The organism is Aerococcus sp. 1KP-2016 (assembly GCF_002252085.1).
Classification (GTDB): Bacteria; Bacillota; Bacilli; order Lactobacillales; family Aerococcaceae; genus Aerococcus.
This window is the reverse complement of the sequence record NZ_NEEY01000050.1, coordinates 1-12,812: the sequence shown is the minus strand read 5'-3', so window position 1 is coordinate 12,812 and position 12,812 is coordinate 1. Positions and strand designations below refer to the sequence as shown.

Sequence of the window (12,812 nt, the reverse complement as noted above, 5' to 3'; positions counted from 1 at the left end):
TCCGAGCGTCCAGAAGATTATCCTGGCCGTCCGCGGCTTCCTCCGTTGGATCGATGGGGAGCGGAAGAAGGTGATTGACCGTCTCTGTGTGAGGCTGTAGGGTAAAACTTTTATTCAACTTATATAGATAAAATATTAAGGTGTTTTTCTTGTATAACTTCGTTTTCATTTAAATAGACTTTTATATCTATATTTTTAGCAGTTCCCCCGCCTAAATTTTGTAGTTTAAAAGCAGTATTTACATAGTCGGAATCAGTTTCTGTTAGATTTCTTAATTTTAAATTTTTTCCTTCTTCTTCCATAATAATTTGATCGAAAGCCAAGAATGGGATAAAAGAAATTTTAATTCGTTTGACTTCTACCATTACCGAAATGAGATATAACATTGCCGTGATAAATGTCCCGATTGAACCAACTGCTTGTATAATATTTATCATCCAATTCTCCTTTTGAAATAAGTAATCTTTTAACTCTACCATAATACAATATATTCGTTAATTACATCGACAATACGGCTTCGAAAGAAAAATAAATAGACCGTATGAAAGAAAAAAGCTATCTAAATTTTGAGCTAGCTTTTATTTAAAGTCGCCCCTTGAGAAAACCGTGTAATTCATTACATGGATGAATCAAGTTCTAGGGCGACCGTCATTGTATTCCGTTAATTGATTTTCTATATACTTTTTGACCGTTTCTTTAGACATACTGCCTACTGTTGCCATGAAATAACTAGGTGTCCATAAATGGCCACCCCATAACATTGCTTTCGTTTCTGGATATGCTTTGAACCATAGACGTGCAGATTTCCCTTTAAGTGTTTTGACGATACTACTTGCGGCATGTTTAGGGTTGAACGAAATCAACATATGGATATGGTCAGGCATAACTTGGGGCGATTGGATGACAATATCGTGTTCATCACAAATATGCGTCAATATATCTTGCATGGCGTTTTGTTTTTCAATGGTTGTAAATATTTCTTTACGGTACTTTGTTACCCAAACCAAATGGAAATTAAAATCATAGACATTTGTCCTTGTTTTCACAATCATATGTAAACACCTCTTCAACTACATTATAGCAATTGTTATCGATATAAACAACAGTCATACGTATGGTATAATATATCTATAAACGCAAGGGGGTGAAAACATGTATCAAGGAATTGAGTGTAAAATCTATCCTAACGAAAAACAGCGTCAGTTAATTCATATGACCTTTGGTCATACCCGATTCATCTGGAACGAAATGTTGGCCATGTTGAATGCGCGGTACGAAAACAATCCTGACCTTCAAATGCTATCTTATAATGCGTTATCCTCTCTTATTCCACAAATGAAGAAGGAATATCCCTGGTTGCGTGAAGTTGATAGCGTAGCTGTTCAATGTAGTGTTAAACGCTTATCCGAAACTTTTGTTCGTTTTTTTAAAGGTTATTCAAGATACCCAAAATTCAAATCAAAGAAGAACACCAGACAGTCGTATTTAAGTACCATACGTGGCAACAACATTCGTTTTAATGATAATCAGCGGTATATCAAATTACCCAAATTAGGTTGGATAAAATGTAAGTCAAGTGTGCTTCATATTGAGAATGAACGCATAAAATCTGTCACCGTAAAATATACACCTAGTGGCGACTACTATATCTCCCTTTTGGTCACAAGCGATAATCAAGCAATGCCCAAAACAGGAAATGTAGTCGGTGTCGATTTAGGTGTAAGTGATTTAGCTATTACGTCTGATGGTCAAAAATATCAAAGTCAGCGACTACATTTGTCTTATAAGAAGCAATTACATTATTGGGAAAAGCGAATGGCCCGTAGACGTTTACAAGCCAAAAAGAACGGTGTGAATTTAGTGGATGCGAAAAACTACCAGCAAGCCAAGCGCCAAGTGGCCCGTATTCATCAACGTATCAAAAACATCCGCAAGGATTACATTCATAAAATCACAACCGATATGGTTAAAAGTTATGACGTTATTGTTCTAGAGGATTTAAAGACGACTAATATGATGAAAAATCATCAATTAGCCCGTTCAATCGCTGGCGAATCCTGGCGGATGTTTAGAACAATCCTAGAGGCAAAGTGCGAAATGTACGATAAGACATTTGTGGCTATTAATCCGTACAAGACATCCCAGAAATGTTCTAATTGCGGGTATGATAGCGGTAAAAAAGCGTTAAATATACGTCATTGGACTTGTATGAAGTGTAATATGCATCACGATAGAGATATCAACGCAGCTAAAAATATATTGAATATTGGCCTGGAACAGGCCTTAGTTAAATAGCTTAGACCGCTGTTTTGCTTTGAAATAAGTGGAACAAGTCATGAGTGTTCCTAGAAACACGCCATTTTAATGGCGTTGTAGTTCATGTGTAAAATTTTGGTTCTTTCACAAATGGTGTTGGTAAATAATTTCAAAGCAAACGAATATCCAAAACCTGTTCGTTTAATTAATTTAATCTTATTATTAATACCTTCGGTAGGACCATTTGGTACAGTATATTTTAAGGCGTTATGTATATAAGGCAAGAATTTGGCTAATGTTCTGATAGTTCTTCTCGTACGACTTGGCAAAGTTTGGTTCTTAGTCCCATGTAAGATTTCATTGAAAATATTGATATCATGAGTTGAAATAGCATATTTTAGTTCATTCATCAGGGTATAAGTAACTAAAAGTTCGTATGAGATACTCAAAAGATAATCAACAATACGTTGTTCTGATATTGCTTCACCAAATTGACGAACATAATGTGTATCCGTGAAATTTAAATCTTCAGCATTCTTTAACAACAACTTCCAGTGTTTTTTGAGTTTTTTATAGTCCGATGGACGGCTTGTTTTGATAGCATTCATGACTTTAATACGATGCGAATTAATTGTTTCGTTCAGTAATTTCACTATATGGAATCGATCAATAACAATCTTTGCATTAGGGAAACATGTGCGAATGACCTCTAGATAAGGTGTATATAAATCAATCGAAACTGTCTTCACACTGCTTCGAGCAGCCCAGGTAAAGGAAGCAAAGTAATCGATGAGCGACGCTTGTTTGCTATCAACGATAATATCAATTAGCCTTCTATTATGCGTGTCTACAAGGACAGCACTCATCGCATTCGCTATACGACTAGTCGATTTAAATTCATCTACACCGAGGTGATTCGGAAGATAATTTCCCTTAGGTGATAGTCCCTTACTTGCTTTCATTAAAGTTCTGGCCACTGTTGGAGAAGAGACATGATAACGTTTAGCGATTAACCGCATAGATTGTGTTTCAACCAATTCGGAGCTAATTTGGCTTTTAATGGCTTTTGAAATACAGCAATATTTTTCAACTAATGGCGTTTCAGCGATAAAAGTTTGCGCACAGTGTTTACAATAAAAACGTTGCTTTTGTAATTTAAGTAAAACAGGATTAGTAGGCGTGTTCGGTAATCGAATGATAGCTGGTTTAAAGCCATGTTTAATGATATCTTGATTACCAGTATTCTTTACACCACAGTGCATACAAGCCTTGGGCTTGTATGTAAGAACCCCATATAAAACGAAATGATTTATTTCATGATACTTTTCAAGTGGTACCAAGCGCATAGATTTTGGTATTGTAATATCAATATTATTGTCCAAAAATACCGCAAAGTTGTTTTATAATGGATGTATGGGACATGATTTTTCCTTCTTTCTGTATTCGTCGTGGTTTACATGAATTAAGGATATCATGTCCTTTTTGCGTACACAAAAATAGTGTCAATGAGATTTAACATGAAATCTCACCAACACTATTTATTATAGAACCGGTGTTTTTGTTATAAGTCGAAACCACCAAAAATCGATTGGTCAAAGTCTTCCGGCTTTTTATGTAATTTTCCGAAGTCATCAATATAGCCATGCAAGTCTTCTGCATCTTGAGCGGTAAAATCATCCGGTATTTCGACAACTTTTCTTAAGTCTTGATAAGTTTTAAATTCGGTGCCCGTTAGATAACCGAATAAGCGTCTCGCATAGGCGTCGGCAACAAAATGAACTTGGTGGAATATAAAAACTAAGTAGACGTCGGCGGTTTCTTGCCCCACGCCATGGAGTTTCAATAATTCATTGCGTAGGTGATGCCCGTATCGTGTGGCAATCGCATCGAAATCCCAGTTTTGGTCTTGAAACCATTGCAGACTTGATTGAATGGCTTTTGATTTATTTTTAAAGAAACCTGATGGGCGAATGAGTTCCTGTAATTCTTCGGTTGACAAGGCCAATATTTTTTCCGCATCAAAACCAGTAACTGGTCGCAAGTTATTCAAGGTCTTTTGGACATTGGTCCAGGTGGTATTTTGAACGAGGATGGCACCTAGCATCAATTCCACTGGGTTTTCAGCCGGCCATTTACCTGGATGGACCTGATTTGCTTTAAAGTGATGGTATATATGTCTTATTTGATCTGCTGTGATTTTGGTCGCCATGAATTGCGCTCGCTTTCTAGATTTTGGGTGGTATGCCTTCAATTTTGAGTAAGGTGATTTTCTTGTCGATTCCGCCTGCGTAGCCGGTTAAATCGCCGTTAGTTGCAATGACGCGGTGGCAAGGAATCATGATAGAGATTGGGTTGCGGCCAACTGCACTACCAACGGCACGGGCTGAGCCACGTCCTTTAGACTGACGAGCTGCAACTCGGTCGGCAAGTTCTTGGTAGGAGATGGTCTCACCGTAGCCCACTTTAATTAGTTCGGCCCAGACCTCTTGCTGGAAGGCAGTTCCTTGTGGCATTAAGGGCAAGTTTTTCACACTAGGGTTTTGACCAGTAAAATATGCATCAAACCAATCACTGGCTTCTTGTAAAATAGCTTGGTCAGCAGTATTCTCTAGTGTTTGCACCTTATCTAAATCAAAAGTGCCCGCAAAGTGTTCTTGGTTCTCGTACCATGCCCCTAATAGGCCATGGTCGTTAGCCAACATAATGATGGGACCAATGGGTGAATCGTAGCTTGTTTTATATAACATGTATGTACTCCTTTAGGCTTTCTAATAGGATGATTATAACAAAAAATGATTGATCTGCCCATGAAATCAAAAAGCCCGCTACAGGCCAAGTCAACTTGTGCTGTAACGGGCAAAAAGATTTTTATTGAATGCCACCAAAAACTTCTAACATGACTTGTTTGAATGCTTCATGGTCAACGACTTCACAAACTCTAGCGTTGGGTTGCTTACCTAGTTGGTGGGTTAGGTCGACGATGTTGTGACCGCGCGTGATTTCCCCTTTGGTTTCAACGTCAACGAAGTATTCATTTGCTTGGGTCATGATTGCCTCGTTAGCAGCAATTGCGACGGCTAGTGAGTCAGGATGTGTGATGCCGTCAAATAGGTGTTCTGACTTGTTGGCTTCGCGGACAAAGCCATTGACATCCATGTAGAATTTAGACCCCTTCGTATTCAAGGCTTCGATTTCCTTGATTTCTGCGTCGTCCATAACGCCATATGCTAGGGTCATATCCCAGCCAATCATAGTAATTGGCAAACCTGAGTCGAATACCATTTTCGCAGCTAAGGGATCAACGTAAAAATTGTATTCAGCGGATACGTTGATATTACCTAGTGAGTTGTTGATGCCACCCATAATCCACAAGTGTTTCACTTTTGTGGCAATTGATGGATCTTTCTTCAAGGCCATAGCAATGTTCGTTAATGGCGCGATGGCGATGATCTCAAGTTCGCCTGGATTGGCATTAATGACGTCCACTAGATAGTCAACCGCATGTTGAGTTTCGGGTTTTTGGATTGGTTCAGTAATCACCAAGTTGCCCATTCCCGCATTGCCATGAATATTTTCTACTGTTTCATGTTTTTCGCTTAATAAGGCATCAATTGGCTCTTCGTATCCCTTGTAAACTGGTACTTTGTAGTCCGGATTGAATAATTCGATGGTGTATAGGGCATTGCGCACTTGATCGTCGAATTGCACGTTCCCACCCGCAATTGTGATGCCCTCCACCTTGAAGTATTTTAATGCTGTTAAAATAGCAGTTGTGTCGTCCCCTGCTGTATCTGTATCAATAATCACTCTACGCATGTCATGTTGCCTCCTAATGTATTTAAGAACATTTTACCATTTATCGGTCGAATTGTGCGGAAAAAAATATTTGCATTTTGGTAAGCAGTTTTGGCTATTTTTTACGTATACATTACTTGAGGGGTGACATAAATGCATACGAACTATGAATTAGTGCAGTTGAATTTACTGAAGCTACGGACTGGTCAAGAACTGGGGTCTCATCACAATCTATCAAGCGGTATGCTTGGTGAAGAATCCTTTTTAACATTTATAAAGCGATATGGTCATACAAATTGGACGATATATGGGGATTACTGGTTTCATTACGGCAAACGCATGCAGGTAGATTTTCTGGTGATTACTTCGGACCGGTGGCTGGTGGTTGAGGTCAAGCATTATGACGGCATGTTCGAATATAAGGATAACGAATGCTACTTAAATGGGCGACTTATGGATGATAATTACTTGTCTAGCATGGATTTACGGGTAAAGAAAATTCGTCATATTGCCCACTCTTTCCATCCAAATGTAACTGTAGAAGGTTTGATGGTGTTCATTCACGAAAACGCTGAAATTGATATTCAATCAGATTATGCCTTTGATTTTCAGATCAAATTGCGACATCAACTGAAAGGCTATTTCGCGCGCTTGAAACGTAGTGACAGGCAAAAAATGGCTGATTCATATTTACGACAAATTGATGGGGTTTTGAATAAGCATCGGGTGGAGAATCCTTTCTTGCCGAAGCCCATTAGTCGAGACCAGTGGTTAAGATTAACAAAAGGGATTAATTGCCATGCTTGTGATCGTTTTGATGTGAACTTTCGACACAAGACTGTGATTTGTAATGCGTGTGGTGCTATTGAGCGCAAAGATGCGGCTGTTATGCGGATGGCCGACCAGTTGCGGATTTTATTTTATGGGGACGAAAATGCGGTGACTGGAGCTAGGTTATATGGATTGTGTGATCGAAATATTTCTAAACGCTCTATTTATCGCGTGCTAACCAAGATGAATATAAATCATACGCATTCGTAATTTTATAAAGTATTTGGATTATGAAGAGGGCTGAGGCCCTCTTTTCATTTTGGTACTTCAAATAGGAACTTTTCTTTTAAATTGACACCTATATTTCTCAAGTTACCATTGCTGGAAATTGTACAAAATACCTTTGTTGATGGGATTTTACCCCTTGCACGTGTTATTATTTTTGAATTATGAAGAGGGCTGAGGCCCTCTTCTCATTTAAATTATTAAACATTGACGAAGTTTGGTTAATTTGGCATTTTACTGCTTTTTGATTGTGACTTATTTGTCTTAAATAAGTCACATATTGGGTTTGTGAATGGCCTATTTGCTCGAATAAGTCACACGCATTGGGATGTGTGACTTATTGCGCTTTATAAGTCACGGTTTTGATTGGTTAGTGGCCTATTTTGTTGGATAAGTCACGCATTTATGTTGGTGTGACTTATTAGCATATATAAGTCACGTTTTTGATTAGTTAGTGGCCTATTTTCCCAAAATAAGCCACTCACTACACCTCTAAATCAGGTCCACAATTCGGCTTACCATTTCAATATTTTAAATCCACCCTTGACATTAGAAATATGACCACTATAATGAGATATATATTAGAAATCGATGAAAAACTTCGTGTTATACACGCGAAACCGATAATCAAGAGTAGTAGGGAAATAATGAATCTGTTTTTCAGAAAGTCGTAGGTGATGGGATTACGGCAGCAGATGTTTCTTGAATGGACTTGTGAGGGCAGCCTGAAATGATAGTAGGCGCTGACGGGAATCCCTATCCGTTATCAACTGGGCACATATGATAGTATGTGAAACGAGTGGGCATTTTATGTCAATTTGGGTGGTATCGCAGGAGTACAGGCTCTTGTCCCTTTATATAGGGGCAAGGGCCTTTTTTGTAGCTTATTTTTACTAAAGGATTAGAGAGGATGGATAAAATGACGAACGCAACAACAACTTTACCAACAGTTTCAGGGGATAAAATCAAGGCGGGTATCTCATTATTGTTCGAGGGCCAAGATTTAGATTTGCCAACTGCGACTGGCATCATGGAAGAAATCATCACGGGTCAGGCAACCGATGCGCAAATTGCTGCTTACTTGACTGCCCTGCGTATGAAAGGGGAAACGGTCGAGGAAATCACTGCGTCAGCTATGGTCATGCGTGATCATGCCCAAACGGTAGCTAGCAAGGTGAAGGCCTTAGATATTGTTGGTACTGGTGGGGATAAGGCTTTTACTTTTAACATTTCAACCACCTCTTCCTTTGTGATTGCAGCGGCTGGGATTCCAGTGGCCAAGCATGGTAACCGCTCTTCTTCTAGTAAATCTGGTTCGGCGGATGTGCTTGAAGCCCTTGGCGTTGACATTGAATTATCCAATCTTCAAAGTGAAAAGATGCTTGCTGACATGGATATGTGCTTTATGTATTCGCAAAAATACCATCCTGCTATGAAATACGCAGCACCAGCCCGCAAACAACTAGCTGCCCGCACCATTTTTAATGTGCTTGGTCCCCTAGCCAATCCGGCTAATGCCTCTATGCAAATGCTAGGCGTTTATGACGTTGCGCTTGTCGACCCACTTGCTCAAGTGCTTGATAATCTAGGCATTGAAAAAGGTATGGTCTTCGGGGGTAATGACGGCCTTGATGAAATTACCTTAACCACAACGAGTGAAGTAGCGGAAATTCGCCATGGCAAAATTACTCACTTTACCTTTGACCCCAGAGATTATGGTTTCGACCTTTGCGACAAGTCAGACTTAACGGGTGATACGCCTGAAGTCAATGCCCAAATCACTTTGGATATCCTGTCCGGTGTGCAAGGACCTAAACGTGATACCGTCTTATGCAATGCCGGCTTAGCCATTTATCTTGCTAAAGACGATATTAGTATTGCCCAAGGGATTCAAGAAGCTGCTGATTTAATTGATTCAGGCGCTGCCCTAGCCAAATTCCAAGCATTCAAAGATTTTTCAAATGAGGTGAAATAATGATATTAGACAAAATTGTTGTATCAACAGAAATTCGTGTGGCACAGGCCAAAGCTGAAGTGCCTTTAGAGAGATGAAAAATCGTGCCTTAGCAAAACCTATCAAGAATGCTTTTTCTTTTGAAAAAGCTTTGGCTAAGGATGGCATTGGCTTTATTTGCGAAGTGAAAAAAGCTTCACCATCAAAAGGGTTAATTTCAGAAGATTTTGACTATCTACAAATTGCCCGTCAATATAAAAATGCCGGTGCGAATGCCCTATCTGTCTTGACAGAGCCTGACTTTTTCCAAGGATCTAATCAATACTTAACAGATATTCGTGCTGAAGTTGACCTACCAATTTTACGCAAAGATTTTGTGATTGACCCCTATCAAATTTACGAAGCCAAAGTCATTGGGGCTGATGCAGTCTTGTTGATTGTTGCTATTTTGGATGACAAACAGCTCAGTGAATATTTCCAAATAGCCCAAGATTTGGGTTTATCTGCCCTGGTTGAAGTCCACTCGGTTGACGAATTAAACCGCGCCTTAACGGTAATCTCCCCTCGTTTAATTGGTGTCAATAACCGCGATTTGAAGACCTTCAAAGTGAAACGCTCCAATTCAGTTGGCATGCGCAACCGTGTGCCAGAAGATATTTTGTTCATCGCAGAAAGCGGAATTAAAGAGCGAGCGGATGTGGCGGTATTAGAGGACGGTCATGTGGATGGGATTTTAATTGGCGAAACCATGATGTTGGCACCTGACAAACCACGCAAATTGGCAGAACTTAGAGGTATCGCCTATGACTAAAGTCAAACTGTGTGGCATCCGGCGGTTAGAAGATGTGGCAATATTAAATGAGGTGAAACCAGATTATGCAGGCTTCATCTTCGCGCCAAGCAAAAGGCAAGTAGCGGTTGACGAGGCGGAAGTCTTGCGTCAGGCACTGGATCCGTCGATTCCGGCGGTGGGTGTGTTCGTGGACGCATACCCCCTTTTCATCAAAGAGATTGTGGACGCGGGTATCATTCAAGTGGTCCAACTGCACGGGCATGAGGATGCTATTTATATAGAAGAAACTCAGCAAATGATTGGCGATGTGCCGATTATTCAGGCGGTGCGCGTGGCTAGTCAAAGCGATGTAAATGTTGATACGACGGCGGATATGCTGCTTTTCGATGCCTACAGTAAGGGCATGCAAGGCGGGACGGGTCAACAGTTCAACTGGGACTATCTGACTGCGGTCGACCGGCCCTATTTCCTAGCAGGGGGCTTGAATCCAGATAATATTCAGATAGCAATCGAGACGGTTGGACCCTATGCGGTGGATATCTCCAGCGGGGTTGAGACAGATGGTGTGAAGGACGCGACGAAAATACGCAGCTTAATGGCAAGAATTCAGGAGGCAGACAAGCAATGACAAATTATTTTGGTAACCACGGTGGGCAATTTATTCCCGAAACTTTGATGAATGCCGTGCAAGAATTAGAGGAAGCTTATACATTTTACAAGGATGAGGCAGATTTTAACCGCGAATTAAATGACCTATTGGCTAATTACGCTGGTCGCCCTTCCCTTTTATATTACGCTGAGAAGATGACGCGCGATCTCGGTGGCGCCAAGATTTATTTGAAGCGCGAGGACTTGAATCACACCGGCGCCCACAAAATTAATAACGTGCTGGGACAAGCCCTTTTAGCGAAAAAAATGGGTAAAACGAGATTGATTGCAGAAACTGGGGCTGGCCAACACGGCGTGGCGACGGCGACTGTGGCAGCCTTGCTAGACATGGATTGCGTGGTGTACATGGGTGAAGAAGACACCATTCGCCAAGCACTGAACGTCTACCGCATGGAACTTTTAGGCACGCGTGTTGTAGCGGTCACGTCAGGCACACGGACACTGAAAGATGCGGTGAATGAGGCCATGAAGGACTGGGCGTCTAGTTTTGAAGATACCCATTACGTGATTGGTTCTGTGATGGGGCCAAATCCTTTCCCAACCATGGTGCGCGATTTCCAAAAAGTCATTGGCGAAGAAGCGCGGGCACAAATTTTAGCTGTTGAAGGCAAGTTGCCTGATGTTGTCATGGCCTGCGTGGGTGGCGGTTCCAACGCCATTGGTATGTTCTATGATTTCATCAAGGATGAAGGTGTCCGGTTGGTGGGTTGTGAGGCTGCTGGTCGCGGGGTACATACCAAGGATACTGCAGCAACCATCGCTGTGGGCACGCCAGGTATTTTTCACGGCATGAAATCCTATTTCGTTCAAGATAATTACGGGCAAATTGCGCCGGTTTATTCGATTTCGGCAGGTCTCGATTACCCCGGTATTGGTCCCGAACATGCCTATTTGCATGACATTCAGCGCGCTGAATACGTGTCGGTGACTGACGACGAAGCTGTTGACGCGTTCGAATATTTATCTCGGACAGAAGGCATTATTCCAGCCATTGAGAGTGCCCATGCTGTGGCCCATGCGAAAAAGATTGCGGGCGACATGGATCCCGACCAGATTATTGTCATTTGTCTATCAGGGCGCGGCGACAAGGATGTTGCGGCCATCGCCCGCCACAAAGGAGTTGACTTACATGAGTAAAATTAGTGACGCATTTACGGCCGGGAAAGCCTTCATCCCCTACATTACGGCTGGCGATCCGACTTTGGACGTGACCAAGGCGACAATTTTGAAGATGGTAGCAGCCGGCGCGGATTTGATTGAAATTGGTATCCCCTTCTCCGACCCAGTCGCTGAAGGTCCAACCATTCAAGCAGCCAGCGAACGCGCCTTGCGAAATGACATCAACGTCGACCAAGTTTTTGCTATGGTCGCTGAATTGCGCAAAGACGATGGCGTCACTATTCCATTGGTATTCATGACCTACGTGAATCCTGTTTTTGTATATGGCGTTGAAAAATTCATGGCACACTGTAATGCGGTTGGTGTGGACGGCGTCATCGTACCTGACGTGCCTTTTGAAGAGAAAGGCTTGCTGGCCGACGCTTGCGCTGGGAATGGCGTCGATTTTATTTCCATGATCGCCCCCTCGTCTGAAGATCGTATCGCTAAAATAGCGCGCGAGGCGCAAGGCTTCATCTATGTGGTTTCATCTCTTGGGGTAACCGGCGTGCGGTCCAACGACAAGTTTGAAACCAACATCGATAGCATCGTCGCTCAGATACGTCGGGTCACCGACGTTCCTTGCGCAATCGGTTTTGGTATTGCTACTCCTTCGCAAGCTGCGGGCATGGCAGCCATCGCGGACGGCGCCATCGTTGGCTCGGCTATCGTTAATATTGTGGCCGCTGAAGGTGTGGGTGCTCCTGAGCCAGTGTATGATTTCGTCAAGGCCATGGCCGATAGCGTGCATGGGGTTGGGTAAACATGTAATGGTTGGTAGTCGGTGGTTGGATTCAAGTATGGGAGACTCATTCTTGAAAATATGACCAAATATTCTAATATAGGATTTCATATTTGAAAAAAAGCGCTACTTTTCAAATAAAGCTCTTCATACTAGAATATTCCTTCAATTTTTCAAATACAAGATTCCATATTTAATGTCACCTAAAAAGCTATAAAATATGGCATTCCATTCTTGAAAAAACACGGTTATTTTCTAATATGAATTTCCATATTAGAATAATTAGCCAAAATATCAAATATGAAGTCCCATAATTATTTCTTCAATACGATACCAATGCTTCCGCGCTATGCTCATTTAAAATATAAACTATAAAGTGATCAATGTAG

13 protein-coding genes are annotated in these 12,812 nt (G+C 41.4%); 7 read left to right on the top strand and 6 right to left on the bottom strand.

The features are described 5' to 3' along the window. Positions 1-119 precede the first annotated feature (119 nt). Complete coding sequence (locus tag B9P78_RS08055; protein ID WP_199445764.1) at positions 120-437, bottom strand: hypothetical protein; 318 nt, start codon at positions 435-437, stop codon at positions 120-122. A gap of 192 nt (positions 438-629) precedes the next feature. Further along, positions 630-1,052: an IS200/IS605 family transposase gene (gene tnpA, locus B9P78_RS08050; protein WP_094518963.1), complete on the bottom strand. Its 423-nt coding sequence runs from the start codon at positions 1,050-1,052 to the stop codon at positions 630-632. A 100-nt stretch (positions 1,053-1,152) separates the two neighbouring features. Here tnpA and B9P78_RS08045 point away from each other — a divergent pair, with 100 nt between their 5' ends. Next, the gene (locus B9P78_RS08045) at positions 1,153-2,295 is read left to right on the top strand and encodes an RNA-guided endonuclease TnpB family protein (protein WP_094518962.1); all 1,143 of its coding nucleotides are present in this window, start codon (positions 1,153-1,155) and stop codon (positions 2,293-2,295) included. 50 nt (positions 2,296-2,345) lie between these two features. Here B9P78_RS08045 and B9P78_RS08040 read toward each other — a convergent pair whose 3' ends face one another. The 4 genes from B9P78_RS08040 to B9P78_RS08025 all read right to left on the bottom strand — a co-directional run bounded on the left by B9P78_RS08040 (position 2,346) and on the right by B9P78_RS08025 (position 6,072). Continuing rightward, positions 2,346-3,602 carry an ISL3 family transposase gene (locus B9P78_RS08040; RefSeq protein ID WP_255377094.1) on the bottom strand — a complete coding sequence of 419 codons (1,257 nt, stop codon included), beginning with the start codon at positions 3,600-3,602 and terminating at the stop codon, positions 2,346-2,348. 215 nt (positions 3,603-3,817) lie between these two features. Beyond that, the gene (locus B9P78_RS08035; protein ID WP_094518960.1) at positions 3,818-4,465 is read right to left on the bottom strand and encodes an endonuclease III domain-containing protein; all 648 of its coding nucleotides are present in this window, start codon (positions 4,463-4,465) and stop codon (positions 3,818-3,820) included. A 16-nt stretch (positions 4,466-4,481) separates the two neighbouring features. Next, entirely contained in the window at positions 4,482-5,003 is a 522-nt protein-coding gene (locus tag B9P78_RS08030; protein WP_094518959.1) for a methylated-DNA--[protein]-cysteine S-methyltransferase, read from the bottom strand. A gap of 121 nt (positions 5,004-5,124) precedes the next feature. Further along, the gene (locus B9P78_RS08025) at positions 5,125-6,072 is read right to left on the bottom strand and encodes a nucleoside hydrolase (RefSeq protein WP_094518958.1); all 948 of its coding nucleotides are present in this window, start codon (positions 6,070-6,072) and stop codon (positions 5,125-5,127) included. 132 nt (positions 6,073-6,204) lie between these two features. Here B9P78_RS08025 and B9P78_RS08020 point away from each other — a divergent pair, with 132 nt between their 5' ends. The 6 genes from B9P78_RS08020 (at position 6,205) to trpA (ending at position 12,444) form a co-directional block, all read left to right on the top strand. Then, a complete protein-coding gene (locus B9P78_RS08020; RefSeq protein ID WP_094518957.1) occupies positions 6,205-7,092 on the top strand; it encodes a nuclease-related domain-containing protein in 888 nt (295 codons plus the stop codon). Between the two features lie 934 nt (positions 7,093-8,026). Next, positions 8,027-9,082: an anthranilate phosphoribosyltransferase gene (gene trpD, locus B9P78_RS08015; RefSeq protein WP_094518964.1), complete on the top strand. Its 1,056-nt coding sequence runs from the start codon at positions 8,027-8,029 to the stop codon at positions 9,080-9,082. A gap of 73 nt (positions 9,083-9,155) precedes the next feature. After that, positions 9,156-9,872, top strand: coding sequence for an indole-3-glycerol phosphate synthase TrpC (trpC, locus tag B9P78_RS08010; RefSeq protein WP_369824383.1), 717 nt, complete (start codon positions 9,156-9,158; stop codon positions 9,870-9,872). Further along, a complete protein-coding gene (locus B9P78_RS08005) occupies positions 9,865-10,482 on the top strand; it encodes a phosphoribosylanthranilate isomerase (protein WP_094518956.1) in 618 nt (205 codons plus the stop codon). Before trpC ends, B9P78_RS08005 begins: the two co-directional genes overlap by 8 nt. After that, positions 10,479-11,660, top strand: coding sequence for a tryptophan synthase subunit beta (gene trpB, locus B9P78_RS08000; RefSeq protein WP_094518955.1), 1,182 nt, complete (start codon positions 10,479-10,481; stop codon positions 11,658-11,660). Before B9P78_RS08005 ends, trpB begins: the two co-directional genes overlap by 4 nt. Then, positions 11,653-12,444: a tryptophan synthase subunit alpha gene (gene trpA / locus B9P78_RS07995; RefSeq protein ID WP_094518954.1), complete on the top strand. Its 792-nt coding sequence runs from the start codon at positions 11,653-11,655 to the stop codon at positions 12,442-12,444. The genes trpB and trpA overlap by 8 nt, the downstream gene beginning before the upstream one ends. Positions 12,445-12,812 lie beyond the last annotated feature (368 nt).

Bases quoted from the DNA above. Each gene is read 5' to 3' on its own strand.
- B9P78_RS08055 (WP_199445764.1), bottom strand. From the start codon at position 437: ATGATAAATATTATACAAGCAGTTGGTTCAATCGGGACATTTATCACG.
- tnpA (WP_094518963.1), bottom strand. From the start codon at position 1,052: ATGATTGTGAAAACAAGGACAAATGTCTATGATTTTAATTTCCATTTG.
- B9P78_RS08045 (WP_094518962.1), top strand. From the start codon at position 1,153: ATGTATCAAGGAATTGAGTGTAAAATCTATCCTAACGAAAAACAGCGT.
- B9P78_RS08040 (WP_255377094.1), bottom strand. From the start codon at position 3,602: ATGCGCTTGGTACCACTTGAAAAGTATCATGAAATAAATCATTTCGTT.
- B9P78_RS08035 (WP_094518960.1), bottom strand. From the start codon at position 4,465: ATGGCGACCAAAATCACAGCAGATCAAATAAGACATATATACCATCAC.
- B9P78_RS08030 (WP_094518959.1), bottom strand. From the start codon at position 5,003: ATGTTATATAAAACAAGCTACGATTCACCCATTGGTCCCATCATTATG.
- B9P78_RS08025 (WP_094518958.1), bottom strand. From the start codon at position 6,072: ATGCGTAGAGTGATTATTGATACAGATACAGCAGGGGACGACACAACT.
- B9P78_RS08020 (WP_094518957.1), top strand. From the start codon at position 6,205: ATGCATACGAACTATGAATTAGTGCAGTTGAATTTACTGAAGCTACGG.
- trpD (WP_094518964.1), top strand. From the start codon at position 8,027: ATGACGAACGCAACAACAACTTTACCAACAGTTTCAGGGGATAAAATC.
- trpC (WP_369824383.1), top strand. From the start codon at position 9,156: ATGAAAAATCGTGCCTTAGCAAAACCTATCAAGAATGCTTTTTCTTTT.
- B9P78_RS08005 (WP_094518956.1), top strand. From the start codon at position 9,865: ATGACTAAAGTCAAACTGTGTGGCATCCGGCGGTTAGAAGATGTGGCA.
- trpB (WP_094518955.1), top strand. From the start codon at position 10,479: ATGACAAATTATTTTGGTAACCACGGTGGGCAATTTATTCCCGAAACT.
- trpA (WP_094518954.1), top strand. From the start codon at position 11,653: ATGAGTAAAATTAGTGACGCATTTACGGCCGGGAAAGCCTTCATCCCC.